Here is a 14,741-nt window from a genome sequence, read left to right on the forward strand (position 1 = left end):
TCACTTGGCGGCCACCAGCACGATCAGTACCCCCAGCGCACCGTAGGCCAGGTAGAGGTGCACGCTGCCGGTGTGGGCCCGGCGCATCAGACCGGCCGCGGCGGCGACCGCCGCGACTATCGGGGCGTACAGACGCTGTTCGACCGCGTCGGTGATCGCGGTCCGGTAGGTGATCCTGTCGGCAATGAACCGTGACTCGGCCGTCTGGGTGACCTCGATGTCGGTGTCGGGGCGCAGCACCTCGCCGAAGACTCGCTGCAGGGGCTCGGCGAAGGACGTTGCCGTGTATTGCATGCGCTCGGTGAGATCGTCTGCACCACAGGCCCATAACGGCAGTACGGCGGGCGCGGGGCGGTGCCTGGAACGCAACCGGGCCAGCCCGGACGCCACCAGCGCGGTGGCGAGCACACTGGCGGCTATCACACCGGGTGCGATCGAACCGGGCACCCCGGGCAGTCGAACCACGATGCCGAAGTCGGCGAACCCGACGGCGTGGGCGAACGGCAGTGTCGCGACGATCCGCCGCACGATCGGGGCGACGAGCCCCGGCGCGACCGCGAGGATCAGGCAGGCGCCCGCCGCGGCCGCCATGCCGGTGCGCATGCTGGCCGGTGCCTCACCCGCGCCGGCGGCCCGGCTCGAGCGGGGACGGGCCAAGAACCCGATCCCGAACGCTTTGACCATCGCGGCCACACTCAGACCGGTAGCCAGGGCGACCACGCCGACCGCCAACGGAGTGGTCAGGGCCACCGTCGGATCGTGTCCGGGGGCAGCGTGGATCAGGGACTGGACCAGCAGCCACTCACCGACAAAACCGGCACCGAGCGGCAGCCCGCACGCGCCCAGGGCGGCCAATCCGAAGAACACCGTGGTGACCGGCATCCGGCGGGCCAGCCCGCCGAGCAGGTCGAGATCGCGCACACCCGTGGCGACCAGCACCGATCCGGCCGACAAGAACCCGAGGCTCTTGAATGCCGCGTGCGCCATCAGATGCACTACCGCGGCGGCTGCGGCAATTGTCGCCGGACCGTAGGCACCGGTGTCCACGAACAGCTCGGCTGCACCGAGCGCCAACGTGACCAGGCCCATGTTCTCCGTCGTCGAATACGCCAACAGCCGTTTGATGTCGGTCGCCACCGAGGCCTGCAGCACACCGTAGAGCGCCGATACGGCACCAACCGCCATCAGCGCCAGACCCCACCACCGAGGGCCCGGCCCGAGCAACTGCAGGTCGAAGCGAACGATGCCGTAGATGCCAAGATTGACCATCGCCGCACTCATCAACGCCGACACCGGGCTGGGCGCCTCGGGATGGGCGCGCGGTAACCAGGCGTGCAGCGGCACCAACCCCGCCTTCGATCCGAAGCCGACGACGGTCAGCACGAACACCACCGCGCGGACCCCGCCGGACACCCCCGTGAGGTCGGCGAGCCGGTCGGATGCGCCGGCTGCCGACAACACCATCAGCCCGACCAGGATCGCGGCGAACCCGAGCTGGGTCATCACCGCGTACGACAGACCCGCGGCGCGCACCTGGGCACGGGTGTCGTCGGACAGCACCAGCATCAGCGACGTGATCGCCATCAACTCCCACGCCAGCAGAAAGGTCGTCACCGAGCCCGCGGCCGGCACCAGCACCATCGTCGCGACGAAAATCGGCAGCATCGCGACTGTGGCCCTACTCAGCCGCTCATGCCGCGCGTATCCGATCGCATAACAACCCACCGGCACCGCTACCGCGCCAGTGAGCGCCATGAAGAATCCGCCCAGCGGGTCAAGCTCGATGCGTACGCCGGACAGCGGAAGAAGCCAATCGATATCGATCGCCCGTACCGACCCGAACATGGCTTGCAAGCCCAGCCATATCCCGGCGATGCCCACGCCCGACGTGGTAATCCCACCGACTGCCGGACCAAAACCCTTTCGTGACAGTGCCGTTGGCGTCGCTACCGAACCAAGAGTCGACGTGGCCGTCATTTCCCGGTCACCGACCGCAGGGCCGCAACGATTGCGGCTGGTGTCGGCGGGCATCCCGCGATCTCGATATCGACTTCCACCACGTCACTGACCGCACCCGCAACGGCATAGGCATCCCTGAACACCCCTGCGTTCAAGGCACAATCTCCGCACGCGATCACCACCCGCGGGCGTGGCGTCGCCTCCAGGGTGTTGCGCAGCGGGTCGGCCATGTTGCGCGTCACCACCCCGGTCACCAGCAACGCGTCGGCGTGTCGGGGCGAGGCGACCAGCCGTGCCCCGAACCGCTCGGCGTCGTACACCGGCCCGAACGCGCCCGATATCTCCACCTCGCATCCGTTGCACGAACCCGCGTCGACATGCCGGATCTGCAGCGAACCGCGCACTCCCGCCGGGGGTTCTATTGCCGACGGCGGTGGCGCGTCCGCGGGCTCGACGACCCGGCCCACGTGAAGGATTTTGGTGAACCAACCCATGGCGCTAATTCGCCGAGCGGTCGGCGCGCAGATCCTCCAGCACCGCGACCCGGTCGGTCAGCACCCGGGTGAGTACCTTGCGGGCAACAGCGAGTAACTCGGCGATATCGGGCGAGGCGATCGAATAGGTCACGACGTTGCCGTCGCGGTCGGCGGCGACAACTCCGGCCCGACGCAACACCGCCAGCTGCTGGGACAGGTTCGACGCCTCCAGTCCGACGTCGGACACCAACAACTCCCCCACGGAGCGGTCCCGCTCCACCAGGAGCTCAAGAATCCTGATGCGCGCGGGGTGCCCAAGCGTCTTGAAAAAATCGGCTTTGAGCTTGTAGAGGGGCTTTGCTTCCACCCGTACTCCCTGAAGGCTTTGCCAATGATGCGGTCCATCAATTGAAGAATTCATCATACGCACAAGTGCAGACACTGTTGTACGGCGCTCATCGCGCGGGACGAGCGCCCAGGCGATCCCGTTCGGCGTGGCCGGCGGCGGCCGATCCAAGCCGGGTCGCGCTTATCTCGCTACCCTGTCCCAATGCGATGCAGGCAGGCCCGCCGGGCATGATCCGGTACCTCGCCCGGCGTTTCCTCAACTACGTCGTCCTGCTGGTGCTCGCGTCCTTCCTGACCTTCCTGCTGACCTCGCAGACGTTTCATCCGCTCGACAGTTTTATGCAGCGCCACCCGACGCCACCGCCGGAGGCGATTCACGCCAAGGCCGTCGCGCTGGGCTTGGACAAACCGGTGGCCATCCGCTACGCGAAATGGGTTAGCGGTGTGGTCCACGGTGACTTCGGGGTGACGGTGAGCGGTCACCCGGTCTCCCAGGAACTGTGGCGCCGGGTGGGAGTGAGCCTGCGACTCGTGGTGACCGGTTCGGTGCTGGGCACGCTGATCGGCGTCATCGTGGGCGCCTGGGGCGCGGTGCGCCAGTACCGGCTCAGCGATCGGGTGATCACCGTGCTGTCGCTGATCGTCTTGAGCATCCCGTCGTTCGTGCTGGCAAGCCTGCTGATTCTGGGCGCACTGCGGATCAACATGTTCGCCGGCGTGGGAATCTTTCAGTACACCGGGGAGACCTCGCCGCTGGCGCCCACCGGAACCGTCGACGCCGTCATCGAACGGTTGCAGCACATCGTGCTGCCCACCCTGACGCTGGCCCTGGGCGCCATCGCGGGTTTCAGCCGCTACCAACGGAATGCGATGCTCGACGTGCTCGGCGAGGACTTCATCCGGACCGCGCGAGCAAAGGGTCTGACCCGTCGGCGGGCGCTGTTCAAACACGGCCTGCGCACCGCACTCATTCCGATGGCGACCCTGTTCGCCTACGGAGTGAGCGGGCTCGTCGTCGGCGCGGTGTTCGTCGAGAAGATCTTCGGCTGGCACGGCATGGGCGAATGGGTGGTGTCCGGAATCGCGACCCAGGACGCCAACGTCGTCGCGGCGATCACGCTTTTCTCCGGCGCGGCCGTTCTGCTGGCGGGGCTGTTGTCCGACGTCATCTATGCGGCACTCGATCCCAGGGTGCGGGTTTCATGACCCAAGAGACCGACCGAGGGGCACCGGGGCGCACCGGCGTCCACCCGGTAGCAACCTTTACCTCACGCCGAAACCTGTTGGTGCGACGCTTTTTTCGCAACACGCCTGCGGCAGTGGCGCTGATTCTGCTGGCGCTGGCATTCGTCGGATGCTATGCATTGCCACCGCTATTGCCGTACAGCTATACCGATCTGGATCTGCACTCACTGCTGCAGCCGCCGTCGCTGCGACACTGGTTGGGCACCAACGCGCTGGGCCAGGACCTGCTGGCCCGCACGCTTACCGGCATGCAGAAGTCGCTGCTGATCGGTGTTTGCGTGGCGGTGATCTCGACCACCATCGCCGCCACCGTCGGATCGGTCGCCGGCTATTTCGGCGGCTGGCGCGATCGGGCACTGATGTGGCTGGTGGACCTGCTGTTGGTGGTGCCCAGCTTCCTGCTCATTGCCATCGTCACGCCGCGCACCAAACATTCGAACAGCGTGCTGTGGCTCATTGTGCTGCTCGCGGCCTTCGGCTGGATGGTCAGCTCGCGGATGGTGCGCGGCCTGACCATGAGCCTGCGGGAACGCGAATTCGTCCGTGCGGCAAGGTATATGGGAGTGTCGAGCCGACGGGTGATTGTGCATCACATCGTGCCGAACGTCGCCTCGATCCTGATCATCGACGCAACGCTCAACGTGGGTTTCGCGATCCTGGCCGAAACCGGGTTGAGCTTCCTGGGATTCGGTGTTCAACCACCGGACGTATCGCTGGGCACGCTGATTGCCGAAGGCACTCCGTCGGCGACCACCTTCCCCTGGGTCTTCCTGGTCCCGGGCTCGGCGTTGATATTGATTGTGTTGTGCGCGAACCTCGCCGGCGACGGTCTGCGCGACGCGATCGATCCGGGCGCGAAGCCGTCCCGCCGCAGGAAGCGCAAGCCAATCGGGCGCCCGCAATGACGGCACTGCTGGAGGTGACCGATCTCAGCGTTACCTTCGACACCGGGGATGCGCGGGTGCCCGCGGTACGCGGGGCGACCTACCACATCGATCCGGGCGAAGTGCTCGCGATCGTCGGGGAATCGGGCTCGGGCAAAAGCACCGCCGCCATGGCAGTCGTGGGGCTGCTGCCCGAATACGCCGAGATTTCGGGTTCGGTTCGGCTGCACGGCCAGGAGTTGCTCGGCCTGCCCGACCAGGCGATGTCACGCATCCGCGGCAAGACGATCGGCACGGTGTTCCAAGACCCGATGTCGGCCCTGACTCCCGTCTACACCGTCGGGGACCAGATCGCCGAAGCCATCCAGGTTCACCACCGTGACGTCAACCGCGCAACCGCCCGGGCCCGGGCCGTGGAGCTGCTCGAGCTGGTCGGTATCGCGCAGCCGGATCGGCGGGCAAAAGCGTTCCCGCACGAGCTATCCGGCGGCGAGCGCCAGCGGGTGGTAATCGCGATCGCGATCGCCAACGATCCGGACCTGCTTATCTGCGATGAGCCCACCACCGCGCTGGACGTCACCGTGCAGGCTCAAATCCTCGATGTGCTGCGGACCGCGCGCGATGTCACCGGCGCGGCAGTGTTGATCATCACCCACGACCTGGGGGTGGTATCGGAGTTCGCCGACCGGGCCATGGTCATGTACGCCGGACGTGAGGTAGAGATCGCCGCCGTCGACGATCTCTACCGGGACCGCCGCATGCCCTACACGGTCGGATTGCTCGGGTCGGTGCCGCGGCTGGACGCCCCGCAGGGCACCCGGCTGGTTCCGATTCCGGGAGCGCCGCCGAACCTGGCCACGCTTGTCCCCGACGCCTGTACGTTCACCGCCCGCTGTCCGCTGGCCATCGACGAATGTCGTTCGGCCGAGCCAGCTCTGGTGATGGTTTCCGAAGGCCACCGGGCGGCCTGCATCCGCACCGACGACGTCGCCGGTCGCAGCGCCTCCGAGATCTTCGGCGTGACAACCGCGCCGCCGACCGTGGATACCGCGGCAGACCAGGACGCAACCGTGCTGCGGGTGACCGACCTCAGCAAGACCTACCCGCTCACCAAGGGTGTGGTATTTCGCCGGCGGGTCGGAGAGGTGCGAGCGGTAGCCGGCGTCAGCTTCACCCTGCAGCAGGGCCGTACGCTGGCGATCGTGGGCGAGTCCGGTTCGGGCAAATCGACTATTCTGCAACAGATCTTGGAATTGAATACGCCGCAATCGGGTTCGATTGAGGTTCTCGGCGCCGACGTCGCCGGACTGAATCCGGAGAGCCGACGCGCGCTGCGGCACGACATTCAGGTGGTGTTCCAGGATCCGGTGGCGTCACTGGACCCCCGTCTCCCTGTTTCCGAAATCATCGCCGAACCTTTGCAGGCCAATGGATTCCGGAAGGCTGACGCCGATGCACGCGTAGCCGAACTGCTCGACACCGTCGGTCTACGTTACGCCGACGCCGCTCGCTATCCGGCCGAGTTCTCCGGTGGACAAAAGCAGCGCATCGGTATCGCCCGAGCGCTGGCGTTGCAGCCGAAGATATTGGCGCTCGACGAGCCGGTGTCGGCGCTGGACGTCTCGATCCAAGCCGGGATCATCAACCTGTTGCTCGACCTGCAGGCACGCTTCGGTCTCTCGTATCTGTTTGTCTCGCATGATCTTTCCGTCGTCAAGCACCTGGCGCACCAGGTGGTGGTGTTGTACCGGGGCGCCATCGTCGAGCAGGGCGATGGCGATGAGGTGTTCACCAACCCGCAGCACGAGTACACCCGGCGACTGCTGGCCGCCGTTCCGCGGGCGCATCCCGATGCCGCAGCCGGTTAGCATCGTGCGCGTGACACACCTACCGAGAGCCCGCACGCTCGCGGCGCTGGCGCTGGCGTTCGTGGTGATGGTCACCGGCTGCTCCAGTGGCTACGAGGACCTGCCGGAGACCCGAGCGGCTCAGGTCGGCGCGACCAGCGACATGAATCCGCAAGACCCGGCGACGCTGCAAGACGGTGGCAACCTGCGACTACCGCTGACGGCGTTCCCGGACAACTTCAATTCGTTGAACATCGACGGCAATACCTCTGACACCAACGCGGTGCTGGCGGCCACGCTGCCGGGCGCGTTCATGACTCAGGCCGACGGCAGGCTGCAGCTCAACACCGACTACTTCACCGGTGCCGAGCTGACCGGGACCAACCCCCAAACCGTCACGTACACAATCAATCCCAAAGCAACGTGGAGCGACGGCACGCCGATCACCTGGGAAGATCTCAGGTCGGAGGTCAATGCGTCCAACGGTCGCGACAAGAGGTACTTGATCGCCAGCCGGGCGGGATTCGAACGGGTGAAATCGGTGACCAGGGGTGTGAACGACCGGCAGGCAGTGGTCACCTTCTCCGAACCGTACGCCGAATGGCGGGGAATGTTCGCCAGCGACATCCAACCGCGCAGCATGACGGCCAACCCGGAGATCTTCAACAAGGGCCAGCTCGAAGCTCCGGGCCCGTCGGCCGGCCCGTTCATCGTGTCCACGATCGACCGGACCGCGCAGCGCATCGTGCTGACGCGCAACCCTCGCTGGTGGGGCCGCAAGCCACGGCTGGATTCGATCACCTTCCTGGTGCTCGACGTCTCCGCCATCATTCCCGCGTTACAGAACAAGGCAATTGACACTGCCGGCATCACGACGCTCGACGATATGGTGACCGCCCAGCGCACACCCGGCATCGTGATCCGCCGCGCGCCGGCTCCCACCTGGTTCCACTTCACGTTCAATGGCGCCGAGGGTTCGATCATGGCCGACGAGCGGCTGCGTCTCGCGATCTGCCAGGGTATCGATCGCCAAGCGATCGTCAATGTCGTCCAACACGGGCTGAGCACCCATCCCGTGCCGCTGAACAACCACGTCTATGTGGCCGGGCAACTTGGCTACCAAGACAACAGCGCGCCAGGCGCTTACAACCCGGATAAGGCCCGAAGAGACCTCGATGCCATGGGGTGGAAACTCAACGGTGCGGTGCGGGAGAAGGACGGCAGGCAGCTCGTCGTTCGCGATGTGCTGTTCGACGCGCCGTCCAATCGGCAGATTGCCATGGTCGCGCAGAACAGCCTGGCGCAGATCGGGGTGAAGCTGGTACTCGACCTCAAGGCCGGCAACGGTTTCTTCAGCCAGTACGTCGGCGTCGGCGATTTCGATATCGCCCAATTCGGTTGGGAGGGAAACGCTTTCCCGTTGTCCGCGCTGGCGCAGATTTACACCTCGGACGGTGATAGCAACTTCGGCAGGATTGGAAACGCCGCGATCGATGCGAAGATCGCCGAGACGTTGTCGGAGCTGGACGTCACCAAAGCCCGTGCTCTCGCCAACCAGGTTGACCAGATGATCTGGCAGGAGGGCTTCAACCTGCCGCTGTTCCAGTGGCCCGGGAACCGGGCGGTACGAAGGGATTTGGCCAATTTCGGCGCGGCCGGACTGGCCGATGTGGACTACACCGCGGTCGGGTTCATGCGGACCTGAGCCGCCGCCACAGCGGTGTCACCACCGGCAGCGCACCCTCCGCAATCGCGGCCACCTCGACGGCCTTCCACAGCAGGCGCATCGCCGGACGGGCCGGCAGCGCGTCCAGCGCCGTTCCCCGACCGGCAAGCTGGTCGACTTCGCCGCGGCACACCGCTTCGGCGATGATCAGTGCCGCGGGCTCACGAAAGTCCACGGCGCTGTGCGCCATCGTCGGCAACGCCAGTAGCAGAGCATTCGGCACCAGCGATGCCACCTGCTCTGCCACCGCCCGCGGTGTCACCAGGTCACGCCCGCCGGAGACCACGACCGTGGGCCAGGTGAACTTCGGCATCTCGGCGACCAGATCGTACGGCTCGGCCTCGAAAGCGTCTGTCCCACTGATGATTTCACGCAACGCCACGGCCGGATCGAGCGGCAGGCCGTCGGGCTGGGCCCCGTAGTCGAGTTCACGGAACGCGATGCGACTCACCAGGTCGATTTCGTGACGGTACGCGACATTCATACTCACGACTGCGGAGAACCGAGACAGCATCCGCCACACCGTCATTCGGCCGCTGAGCAACAAGTCGAGTTCGCGATCCAGCAGCGGTGCCCCGCCGTAGGCGTAGATGGTGGCGGCAATCTCTCCCGCCGTCCCGGCCATCACCCCGGTGTCGATCAGCTTGCGGACCTTGGGAGCCAACGCGGCGGTTTCCGGAGTATCGCCATCGAAGAGCAGGCCGCGGACGGCGCGGCGAACGAGCGCGATGTCGTGGCGTGAGAGCAACGGCGAATCCAGAATCATCGCGTGCACCCGGCTGGGGTGACGTACGCCGAAGCCGGCCGAGATATAGCTGCCGTACGAAGTGCCGTAGATGACGGCGGAGTCCACATGGGCGTCGTCGAGCACCGCCGCGATGTCATCGACTACCTGATCGACGGTGATCGCCTCCGGCGGCAGGTCCGCGCCGGAGTCGTCGTGTCGCGACATGCCGATCCCCCGGTGCTCGATCATGATGATGTCCAGACCGGCGAGGGCGGCGCGACGCCGTAATCCCTTGTAGACCTGCACCGACGCCACCCCCGGCCCGCCCGGGATGATGACCAGCGGGTGGGCGGACTTGCGACCGGTGCGCACGTAGTACAGATCGAACTCTTCGGCGCTGCCTGGGGCTATCGGCCTGCGCACCGGTCGTACGCCGGGCATTCCCGCAAGCCTTTCATGCACTCGGCGCCGTTTCGCGTTCATGGTCATCGCCGCCCATTCTGCCGGGGTCAGCTGCGGTCAGCAGCGCGGCGGGTGCTACGCATTGAGATCGATGCGGTGCGCACCTTTCACGCTGTCGTAACGATCGGGGCTACAGGTCAATACGATTACCTGCCCCTGTGCGCCGACGGTGTCGAACACCTCGCCCATCTTGGCCAACCGATCCGGGTCGGTGAACCCGAGCGCGTCATCGACGACGACCGGCACGGCGTCCTCCTTGGCGACCAGCGCGGCGCCGGCCAACCGCGCCAGGATCCCGAGTTGCTCCTTGGCCCCGCCGGATAGGGAGTCATACGGCACCGTGACCCCATCGAGTGTTCGGCTACGGATACACAAATCGGTGTCGACGTCGACCTCGAAGCTCGGCCCGAAAACCGGACGGCCGAGTCGCTGCAATTCGGTGCGGTAGGGCTCGACATAGCCCAGCCGGGTGGTGTCGCGATGGCGGGCCATCACGGAACGCAACAGCTGTGCGGCGCGGGCCCGGGCCCCGATCCGGTTGTGCTGATTGGCGGCGTGCTCACGCTCGATCTCCGCGGCGTCGAGCTTGCCCTGGCGCCCCTCGCTGCCGAATACCGAGAGTTCGATCGTGAGTTCGCGCAGCGAGCGGGCCGCGTCTTCGTAGCTCGCCCCGAGCGACGCGGCGGCCTCGTTGGCCGCGGCCAATTCGGCGGTCACCGCATCGGGCGCCGCAGCGGCCAATTCTTCGGCTAGTTCGGCGGCCTGACGCTCGGCGGTTGCCGCGGCCTGCCGTCCGGCCTGCGCCGACGAAGCCAGGTCCTCATCGGCCACCGAGGTACGCTCGGCCGCCAGCTGTTCGGTCGCCCTGGCGAGCTCGGCTCGCTGCGTCGCCAATTCGTTGAGCAAAAGTGTTGCCCGGGTCGAGGTTTCGACCAGCTTCGCTTCGGCGGCCGCAGCGGCCCGACGAGTGGTCTCGAATGCGGTTTCCGCGGCCAGGCGGGCGGCCTGCGCGGCGTCGAGTTCGGCGTGGGCAGAGGCGATATCGGTGGCGAACAGATCGGGCTCGGCCGGCTGGCCGGCGCGCAGCCGCGTCAGCCGATCCCGGAGCACATCGATGTCGTCGTCGCCGCACAGTCCGGCCAGCGTCGCGCTCAATTGGTCGCGGATGCTCTGCAATTCGCGGCGGTGCTGGTCGGCCCGTCTCGCCGCGGCGAGGTCCGTGACGTCACCTTCGGCTAGCGCTTCGGCTAGTTCTTGTTGTGCCGCAGCATATTTTGCCTGTATATCGAGCGCCGTCGCACCGGGAGTGATCCGCGCGGTGAGGACACCGGGAACCTCAACTTCGGTCGGACCGGTGGCCGTCGTCGACCACGTGTGGCCCGCTGACAACGAGACGTGTTCTGTGCCGACCGTGAGTTGGATGTCGGCCACGGCGGTGAACTCGACGGCCGCCGAGATCAACGTCAGCTGGTCGCCAGCGCGATCGACCGCCGCTGAGGCGCTTTCGATTCGGCGCAGCAACTCCTCGGTGAGCACGATCTCGGAGAGCTCCTTGGTGAGCTCGTCACGGTCGCTTTTTGTGGTGTCGATTTTGGCCAGCCGGGCGCTCAACCGGTCGATCTCCTCGCGCTCGGCGAGCTGATCGACGGCGCGGCGGCCCGATTCGACGCGGGTCTGCAGCTCGGCCAGAACTCGTGCGGCTTCCCCCAACGCGGTACCGGCCGCCTCGGCGTCGACCTGCGCGGCCGCCAGCGCATCGGCGGCGTGCTGGGCTTCCACCTCGACAGCCGCGACGGCCGCAGTGCGCGTTTCGATTTCGGTGACCAGGCGCAACCGGCCGTTGTGGGCGGCGTCGGCCGCGGCGCTGGTCGCCGCGGCCGCTGCCGCGACCAGCTTGGCCTCCCGCGCTTGGCGGGTGAGTTCCGCGGCCTTGTCCGCGGCGGCCTGCGCGACGGCCAACCGCGGACCGGCCGCAAGCCGCAGTTGCGACAGTTCGGCCACCTGCTCGGTCAGCACGGCGTGGCGACGCACCCGGTCATCGACCTCCGCGACCGCCGCCGTGCACTCGGCAACCGCAGCGTCGGCGTCGGCCAGCCGGGCAATGGCCATGGCCCACTCGCCGGTGGGACGTCCGGTGGGGGTGAAATAGCGCGCATACTCGGCGTCGATCCGCTCGATCAGCAGCGGCTCGTTGCCGGACAGGGCGGCCTGGTCACCGGCCGCGACATCGAGTGCACGCGAAAGGGCATCGCAACCGGAAAGATCCACCGCGGCCGTCGATGTGGACTGCAGCACGCGCTGGGCGTGCCACAGGTCGTTGTCCACCGTCTCGGCGAGCATGCCGCGAACCCGTTCGTGGGCTTCGTCGCCGGTCAGCTGCTCGCGACGCGGCTCCAGCACCGTCAACTCCGTTTCACACTTCTTGTGGAAGCGCTTGCGATAGACGAAACGGTAAGTGCCGCTGCTGATTTCGGCGGTCACCTCAGAGCCGACGTCGCTGTTGGTGGGTTTGACCTGCTTGACTTCCTTCTTCGTCGAACGGTCCCTGGACTCGAGCAGCAGGTCGAGCGCCTCGATCATCGAGGACTTGCCAATCTCGTTGGCCCCGCTGACCACAACTACGCCGTGGTCGGGAAATTCGATTTCGCGGTGGCGGATTCCGCGATAGTTCGTCAGGACCAACCGGTGTAACTTCACGCCGCGCCCCGATCGGTGAGGCGCAGCAAGAGCGCCAGTGCGGCCTGGGCGTCGGTCGCGGAGTCGCTGTCGTCTCCGCGCGCCGTGGCCACCAGTTCTTCGACGGCCGCGGCGGCGAATCCGCCGATGCCAAGATCGGTGAATTCGCCGTCGGCGGGTATCACCGCGAGGTCGGTGTGACGTTCCCAGGTGCGCAGATCGGCGAACAGCCGCGCGAATCTGTCCAGGCAGCCGTCCAGAGTGGCGCGGTCGGTGACCGTCAACGAACCCGTCAGAGCCAGGCGCACCACGGTGCGGTCCTTGTCGGTCATCAGATCGAGATTCATATCGAGGTCGGCGATATCGCGGCTGCTGTCGACCTGACGGTGCAGGGTGACAAATCGCCAACGGCCCACATGCCAGGGCGTCACCGCCACCTCGTTGCTTGCGTCGATGTCGACGACCAGGACGTGCCCCGGATTGGATTCGACGTCATCGAAATTCGTGACTTCCGGCGACCCGGAGTACCAGACTCGGCCGCTCTCACCGACCTGGGTGAGCGAGTGCTTATCCCCCAGTGCCACATAGTGGATCGCGCCACGGGTCAGCGCCTCTTCGAGCGCGGTCAGCCGGATCAGCGACGGCTTCTCGCGGTCGGGGTCGAGTACATCGACGCCGCCGTGGGCCACGAGCACCCGGGTGACGGGGCCGGCGTCCAGCCCCTCGAGAACTTCGGCGACCAGATCGGTGGTCGGAGCCTTGGACCGCCATGGCGCGGCGACGATCTCAAGGCCCGGCCGCACTTGATGGGTGCCCGCCCGATCAAGCACGATCACGTTGTCCGGGCATTCCCGCGTGAACAACGCGCTGGTGAATACCGAGGACGCGTCGAGTGGATCGTGGTTGCCGGGCAACAGGTAGACCGGAATACCGATGGCGCGCATGGCTTCCAGCGACTGCCCGATCACCTTCGGGTCGAGCTGATTGTGTTCGAAGACGTCACCCGCGACCACGACGAATTCGGCACCCACCTCGGTCGCGAGGGCGCCCAGGCCGGCCACCGCGTCGCGCCGCGCGGCGGAATACCGCGGCTGGGCGTCGCCCGCCAGGAAGTGGCGGGTCATTCCCAGCTGCCAGTCGGCGGTGTGCAGGAATCGCATCCCGGCTCCCCCTTTCGTGACGTGGCTATCAAGGCATCGCGAGTCTAAATTGGTTGACCGACAACTCTTGGGAAGCGCACCGGCATGCCTTGGTCCATGTGACTTTGTGCCCGCCTCGTAGCGACAATCGCCGTGAACGTGGGCTTGGTGGCTGTCTGGCGGGCCCGCCCTGCGGTGTTCGGACCATGCGGTGATGTGCCCGCCTCTGAGCGACAATCGCCGTGGGTGCACGCTGGTGAATTCTCTTGTGTCACTTTCGTTTCAGTAGTCTCTGGGTAGGGTTTTTTGTCGGTGGGCGCCGATAGTTTCAGGGCATGAGTTCAGGTGTGGCCGTCAAGGAGGACGTGGCCTTTGAGGCGCTGGACGCCGCCCTGGACCTCGTGCTCGGTTTGGACTCCTCGCTGCTGAACACCCGCGAGCGCCTGGACCGGCTGGCCCGCTACGAAAACGTGCGCCGGCGGCTGTCCGCGGGCGAGCACCCGCTGATCACTGACCTGGCGCGCGAGGCCACCCCGGCGGAGTTGGGCGGCAAGCTCTCACACGCGATCGCCGAGGCGACGCTGACCAGCCGCGCCGAGGCTGCCCGCCGGGTGCGCGATGCTGCCGATCTAGGCCCGCGGCGGGCGTTGACCGGCGAACCGTTGGCACCGGTGCTGGCCGCCACCGCCGCCGCCCAACGCGCCGGAAAGCTGGGCCGCGAGCATGTGGTGGTGATCCGCCGCTTCTACCACCAATTACCGGGCTGGATCGACATCGAGACCCGGTTGCATGCCGAAGCCGACCTCGCCCGGCTGGCCACCCAATACCGCCCCGACGTCCTGACCGGCTTCGCCGCGCATCTGGCCGATCTGCTCAACCCCGACGGCACCTACACCGACACCGACCGGGCGCGGCGCCGCGGGCTGACCCTGGGCTGCCAGCAGGCCGACGGCATGTCGGCGATCACGGGCTGGCTGACACCCGAAGCCCGTGCGTCGTTGGAGGCGGTGTTGGCGAAGTTGGCCGCGCCGGGCATGTGCAACCCCGACGATGAGGCCCCCTGTGTGGACGGCGCACCCAGCCAAGACGCCATCGACCACGACCCCCGCTCAGCGGCCCAACGCCATCACGACGGGCTCAACGCCGCGCTACGCGCGGTCCTGGCCTCCGGGACGCTGGGCCAGCACAACGGGCTACCCGCCACCATCATCGTGTCCACCACCCTGCAAGAGCTAGAAGCCGCCACCGGACA

Annotated in this window: 11 protein-coding genes; 5 read left to right on the plus strand and 6 right to left on the minus strand. The window is 66.8% G+C overall.

What is annotated here, in order from left to right; genetic code table 11:
* From ACAG21_RS20170 to ACAG21_RS20180, 3 genes are read right to left on the minus strand one after another with little or no spacing between them, the layout of a single operon-like run.
* The gene (locus ACAG21_RS20170) at positions 1–1,977 is read right to left on the minus strand and encodes a proton-conducting transporter membrane subunit (protein WP_370498016.1); all 1,977 of its coding nucleotides are present in this window, start codon (positions 1,975–1,977) and stop codon (positions 1–3) included.
* Positions 1,974–2,453: an NADH-quinone oxidoreductase subunit B family protein gene (locus tag ACAG21_RS20175; RefSeq protein ID WP_370498017.1), complete on the minus strand. Its 480-nt coding sequence runs from the start codon at positions 2,451–2,453 to the stop codon at positions 1,974–1,976. Before ACAG21_RS20175 ends, ACAG21_RS20170 begins: the two co-directional genes overlap by 4 nt.
* A gap of 4 nt (positions 2,454–2,457) precedes the next feature.
* On the minus strand, positions 2,458–2,802 hold the full coding sequence (locus tag ACAG21_RS20180; protein ID WP_370498018.1) for a lsr2/espR transcriptional regulator: 345 nt from the start codon (positions 2,800–2,802) through the stop codon (positions 2,458–2,460).
* A 209-nt stretch (positions 2,803–3,011) separates the two neighbouring features.
* Between ACAG21_RS20180 and ACAG21_RS20185 the strand changes: the two genes are divergently transcribed.
* The 4 genes from ACAG21_RS20185 to ACAG21_RS20200 all read left to right on the plus strand — a co-directional run bounded on the left by ACAG21_RS20185 (position 3,012) and on the right by ACAG21_RS20200 (position 8,464).
* The gene (locus tag ACAG21_RS20185) at positions 3,012–3,989 is read left to right on the plus strand and encodes an ABC transporter permease (protein WP_370498042.1); all 978 of its coding nucleotides are present in this window, start codon (positions 3,012–3,014) and stop codon (positions 3,987–3,989) included.
* On the plus strand, positions 3,986–4,933 hold the full coding sequence (locus ACAG21_RS20190) for an ABC transporter permease (protein ID WP_370498019.1): 948 nt from the start codon (positions 3,986–3,988) through the stop codon (positions 4,931–4,933). Before ACAG21_RS20185 ends, ACAG21_RS20190 begins: the two co-directional genes overlap by 4 nt.
* On the plus strand, positions 4,930–6,780 hold the full coding sequence (locus ACAG21_RS20195; RefSeq protein ID WP_370498020.1) for a dipeptide ABC transporter ATP-binding protein: 1,851 nt from the start codon (positions 4,930–4,932) through the stop codon (positions 6,778–6,780). The genes ACAG21_RS20190 and ACAG21_RS20195 overlap by 4 nt, the downstream gene beginning before the upstream one ends.
* A 67-nt stretch (positions 6,781–6,847) precedes the next feature.
* Positions 6,848–8,464: an ABC transporter family substrate-binding protein gene (locus tag ACAG21_RS20200; protein WP_370498043.1), complete on the plus strand. Its 1,617-nt coding sequence runs from the start codon at positions 6,848–6,850 to the stop codon at positions 8,462–8,464.
* Here ACAG21_RS20200 and ACAG21_RS20205 read toward each other — a convergent pair.
* The 3 genes from ACAG21_RS20205 to ACAG21_RS20215 are packed head-to-tail and all read right to left on the minus strand — an operon-like array spanning position 8,451 to position 13,510.
* The gene (locus ACAG21_RS20205; protein WP_370498021.1) at positions 8,451–9,701 is read right to left on the minus strand and encodes an alpha/beta fold hydrolase; all 1,251 of its coding nucleotides are present in this window, start codon (positions 9,699–9,701) and stop codon (positions 8,451–8,453) included. The two genes, ACAG21_RS20200 and ACAG21_RS20205, sit on opposite strands and share 14 nt — an antisense overlap.
* Before the next feature lie 48 nt (positions 9,702–9,749).
* Complete coding sequence (locus ACAG21_RS20210; RefSeq protein WP_370498022.1) at positions 9,750–12,371, minus strand: AAA family ATPase; 2,622 nt, start codon at positions 12,369–12,371, stop codon at positions 9,750–9,752.
* A complete protein-coding gene (locus tag ACAG21_RS20215; RefSeq protein WP_370498023.1) occupies positions 12,368–13,510 on the minus strand; it encodes an exonuclease SbcCD subunit D in 1,143 nt (380 codons plus the stop codon). The genes ACAG21_RS20210 and ACAG21_RS20215 overlap by 4 nt, the downstream gene beginning before the upstream one ends.
* A gap of 314 nt (positions 13,511–13,824) precedes the next feature.
* Here ACAG21_RS20215 and ACAG21_RS20220 point away from each other — a divergent pair.
* Positions 13,825–14,741: 13E12 repeat family protein (locus ACAG21_RS20220; RefSeq protein ID WP_370498024.1), on the plus strand; the 917-nt coding region annotated here is incomplete at its 3' end.

It is taken from the genome of Mycobacterium sp. pR1184, from assembly GCF_041287235.1.
Taxonomy (GTDB): domain Bacteria; phylum Actinomycetota; class Actinomycetes; order Mycobacteriales; family Mycobacteriaceae; genus Mycobacterium.

Coding starts and splice junctions, on each gene's coding strand:
- ACAG21_RS20185 (WP_370498042.1), top strand. CDS start 3,012: ATGATCCGGTACCTCGCCCGGCGTTTCCTCAACTACGTCGTCCTGCTG.
- ACAG21_RS20190 (WP_370498019.1), top strand. CDS start 3,986: ATGACCCAAGAGACCGACCGAGGGGCACCGGGGCGCACCGGCGTCCAC.
- ACAG21_RS20205 (WP_370498021.1), bottom strand. CDS start 9,701: ATGACCATGAACGCGAAACGGCGCCGAGTGCATGAAAGGCTTGCGGGA.
- ACAG21_RS20215 (WP_370498023.1), bottom strand. CDS start 13,510: ATGCGATTCCTGCACACCGCCGACTGGCAGCTGGGAATGACCCGCCAC.
- ACAG21_RS20195 (WP_370498020.1), top strand. CDS start 4,930: ATGACGGCACTGCTGGAGGTGACCGATCTCAGCGTTACCTTCGACACC.
- ACAG21_RS20175 (WP_370498017.1), bottom strand. CDS start 2,453: ATGGGTTGGTTCACCAAAATCCTTCACGTGGGCCGGGTCGTCGAGCCC.
- ACAG21_RS20170 (WP_370498016.1), bottom strand. CDS start 1,977: ATGACGGCCACGTCGACTCTTGGTTCGGTAGCGACGCCAACGGCACTG.
- ACAG21_RS20200 (WP_370498043.1), top strand. CDS start 6,848: ATGGTCACCGGCTGCTCCAGTGGCTACGAGGACCTGCCGGAGACCCGA.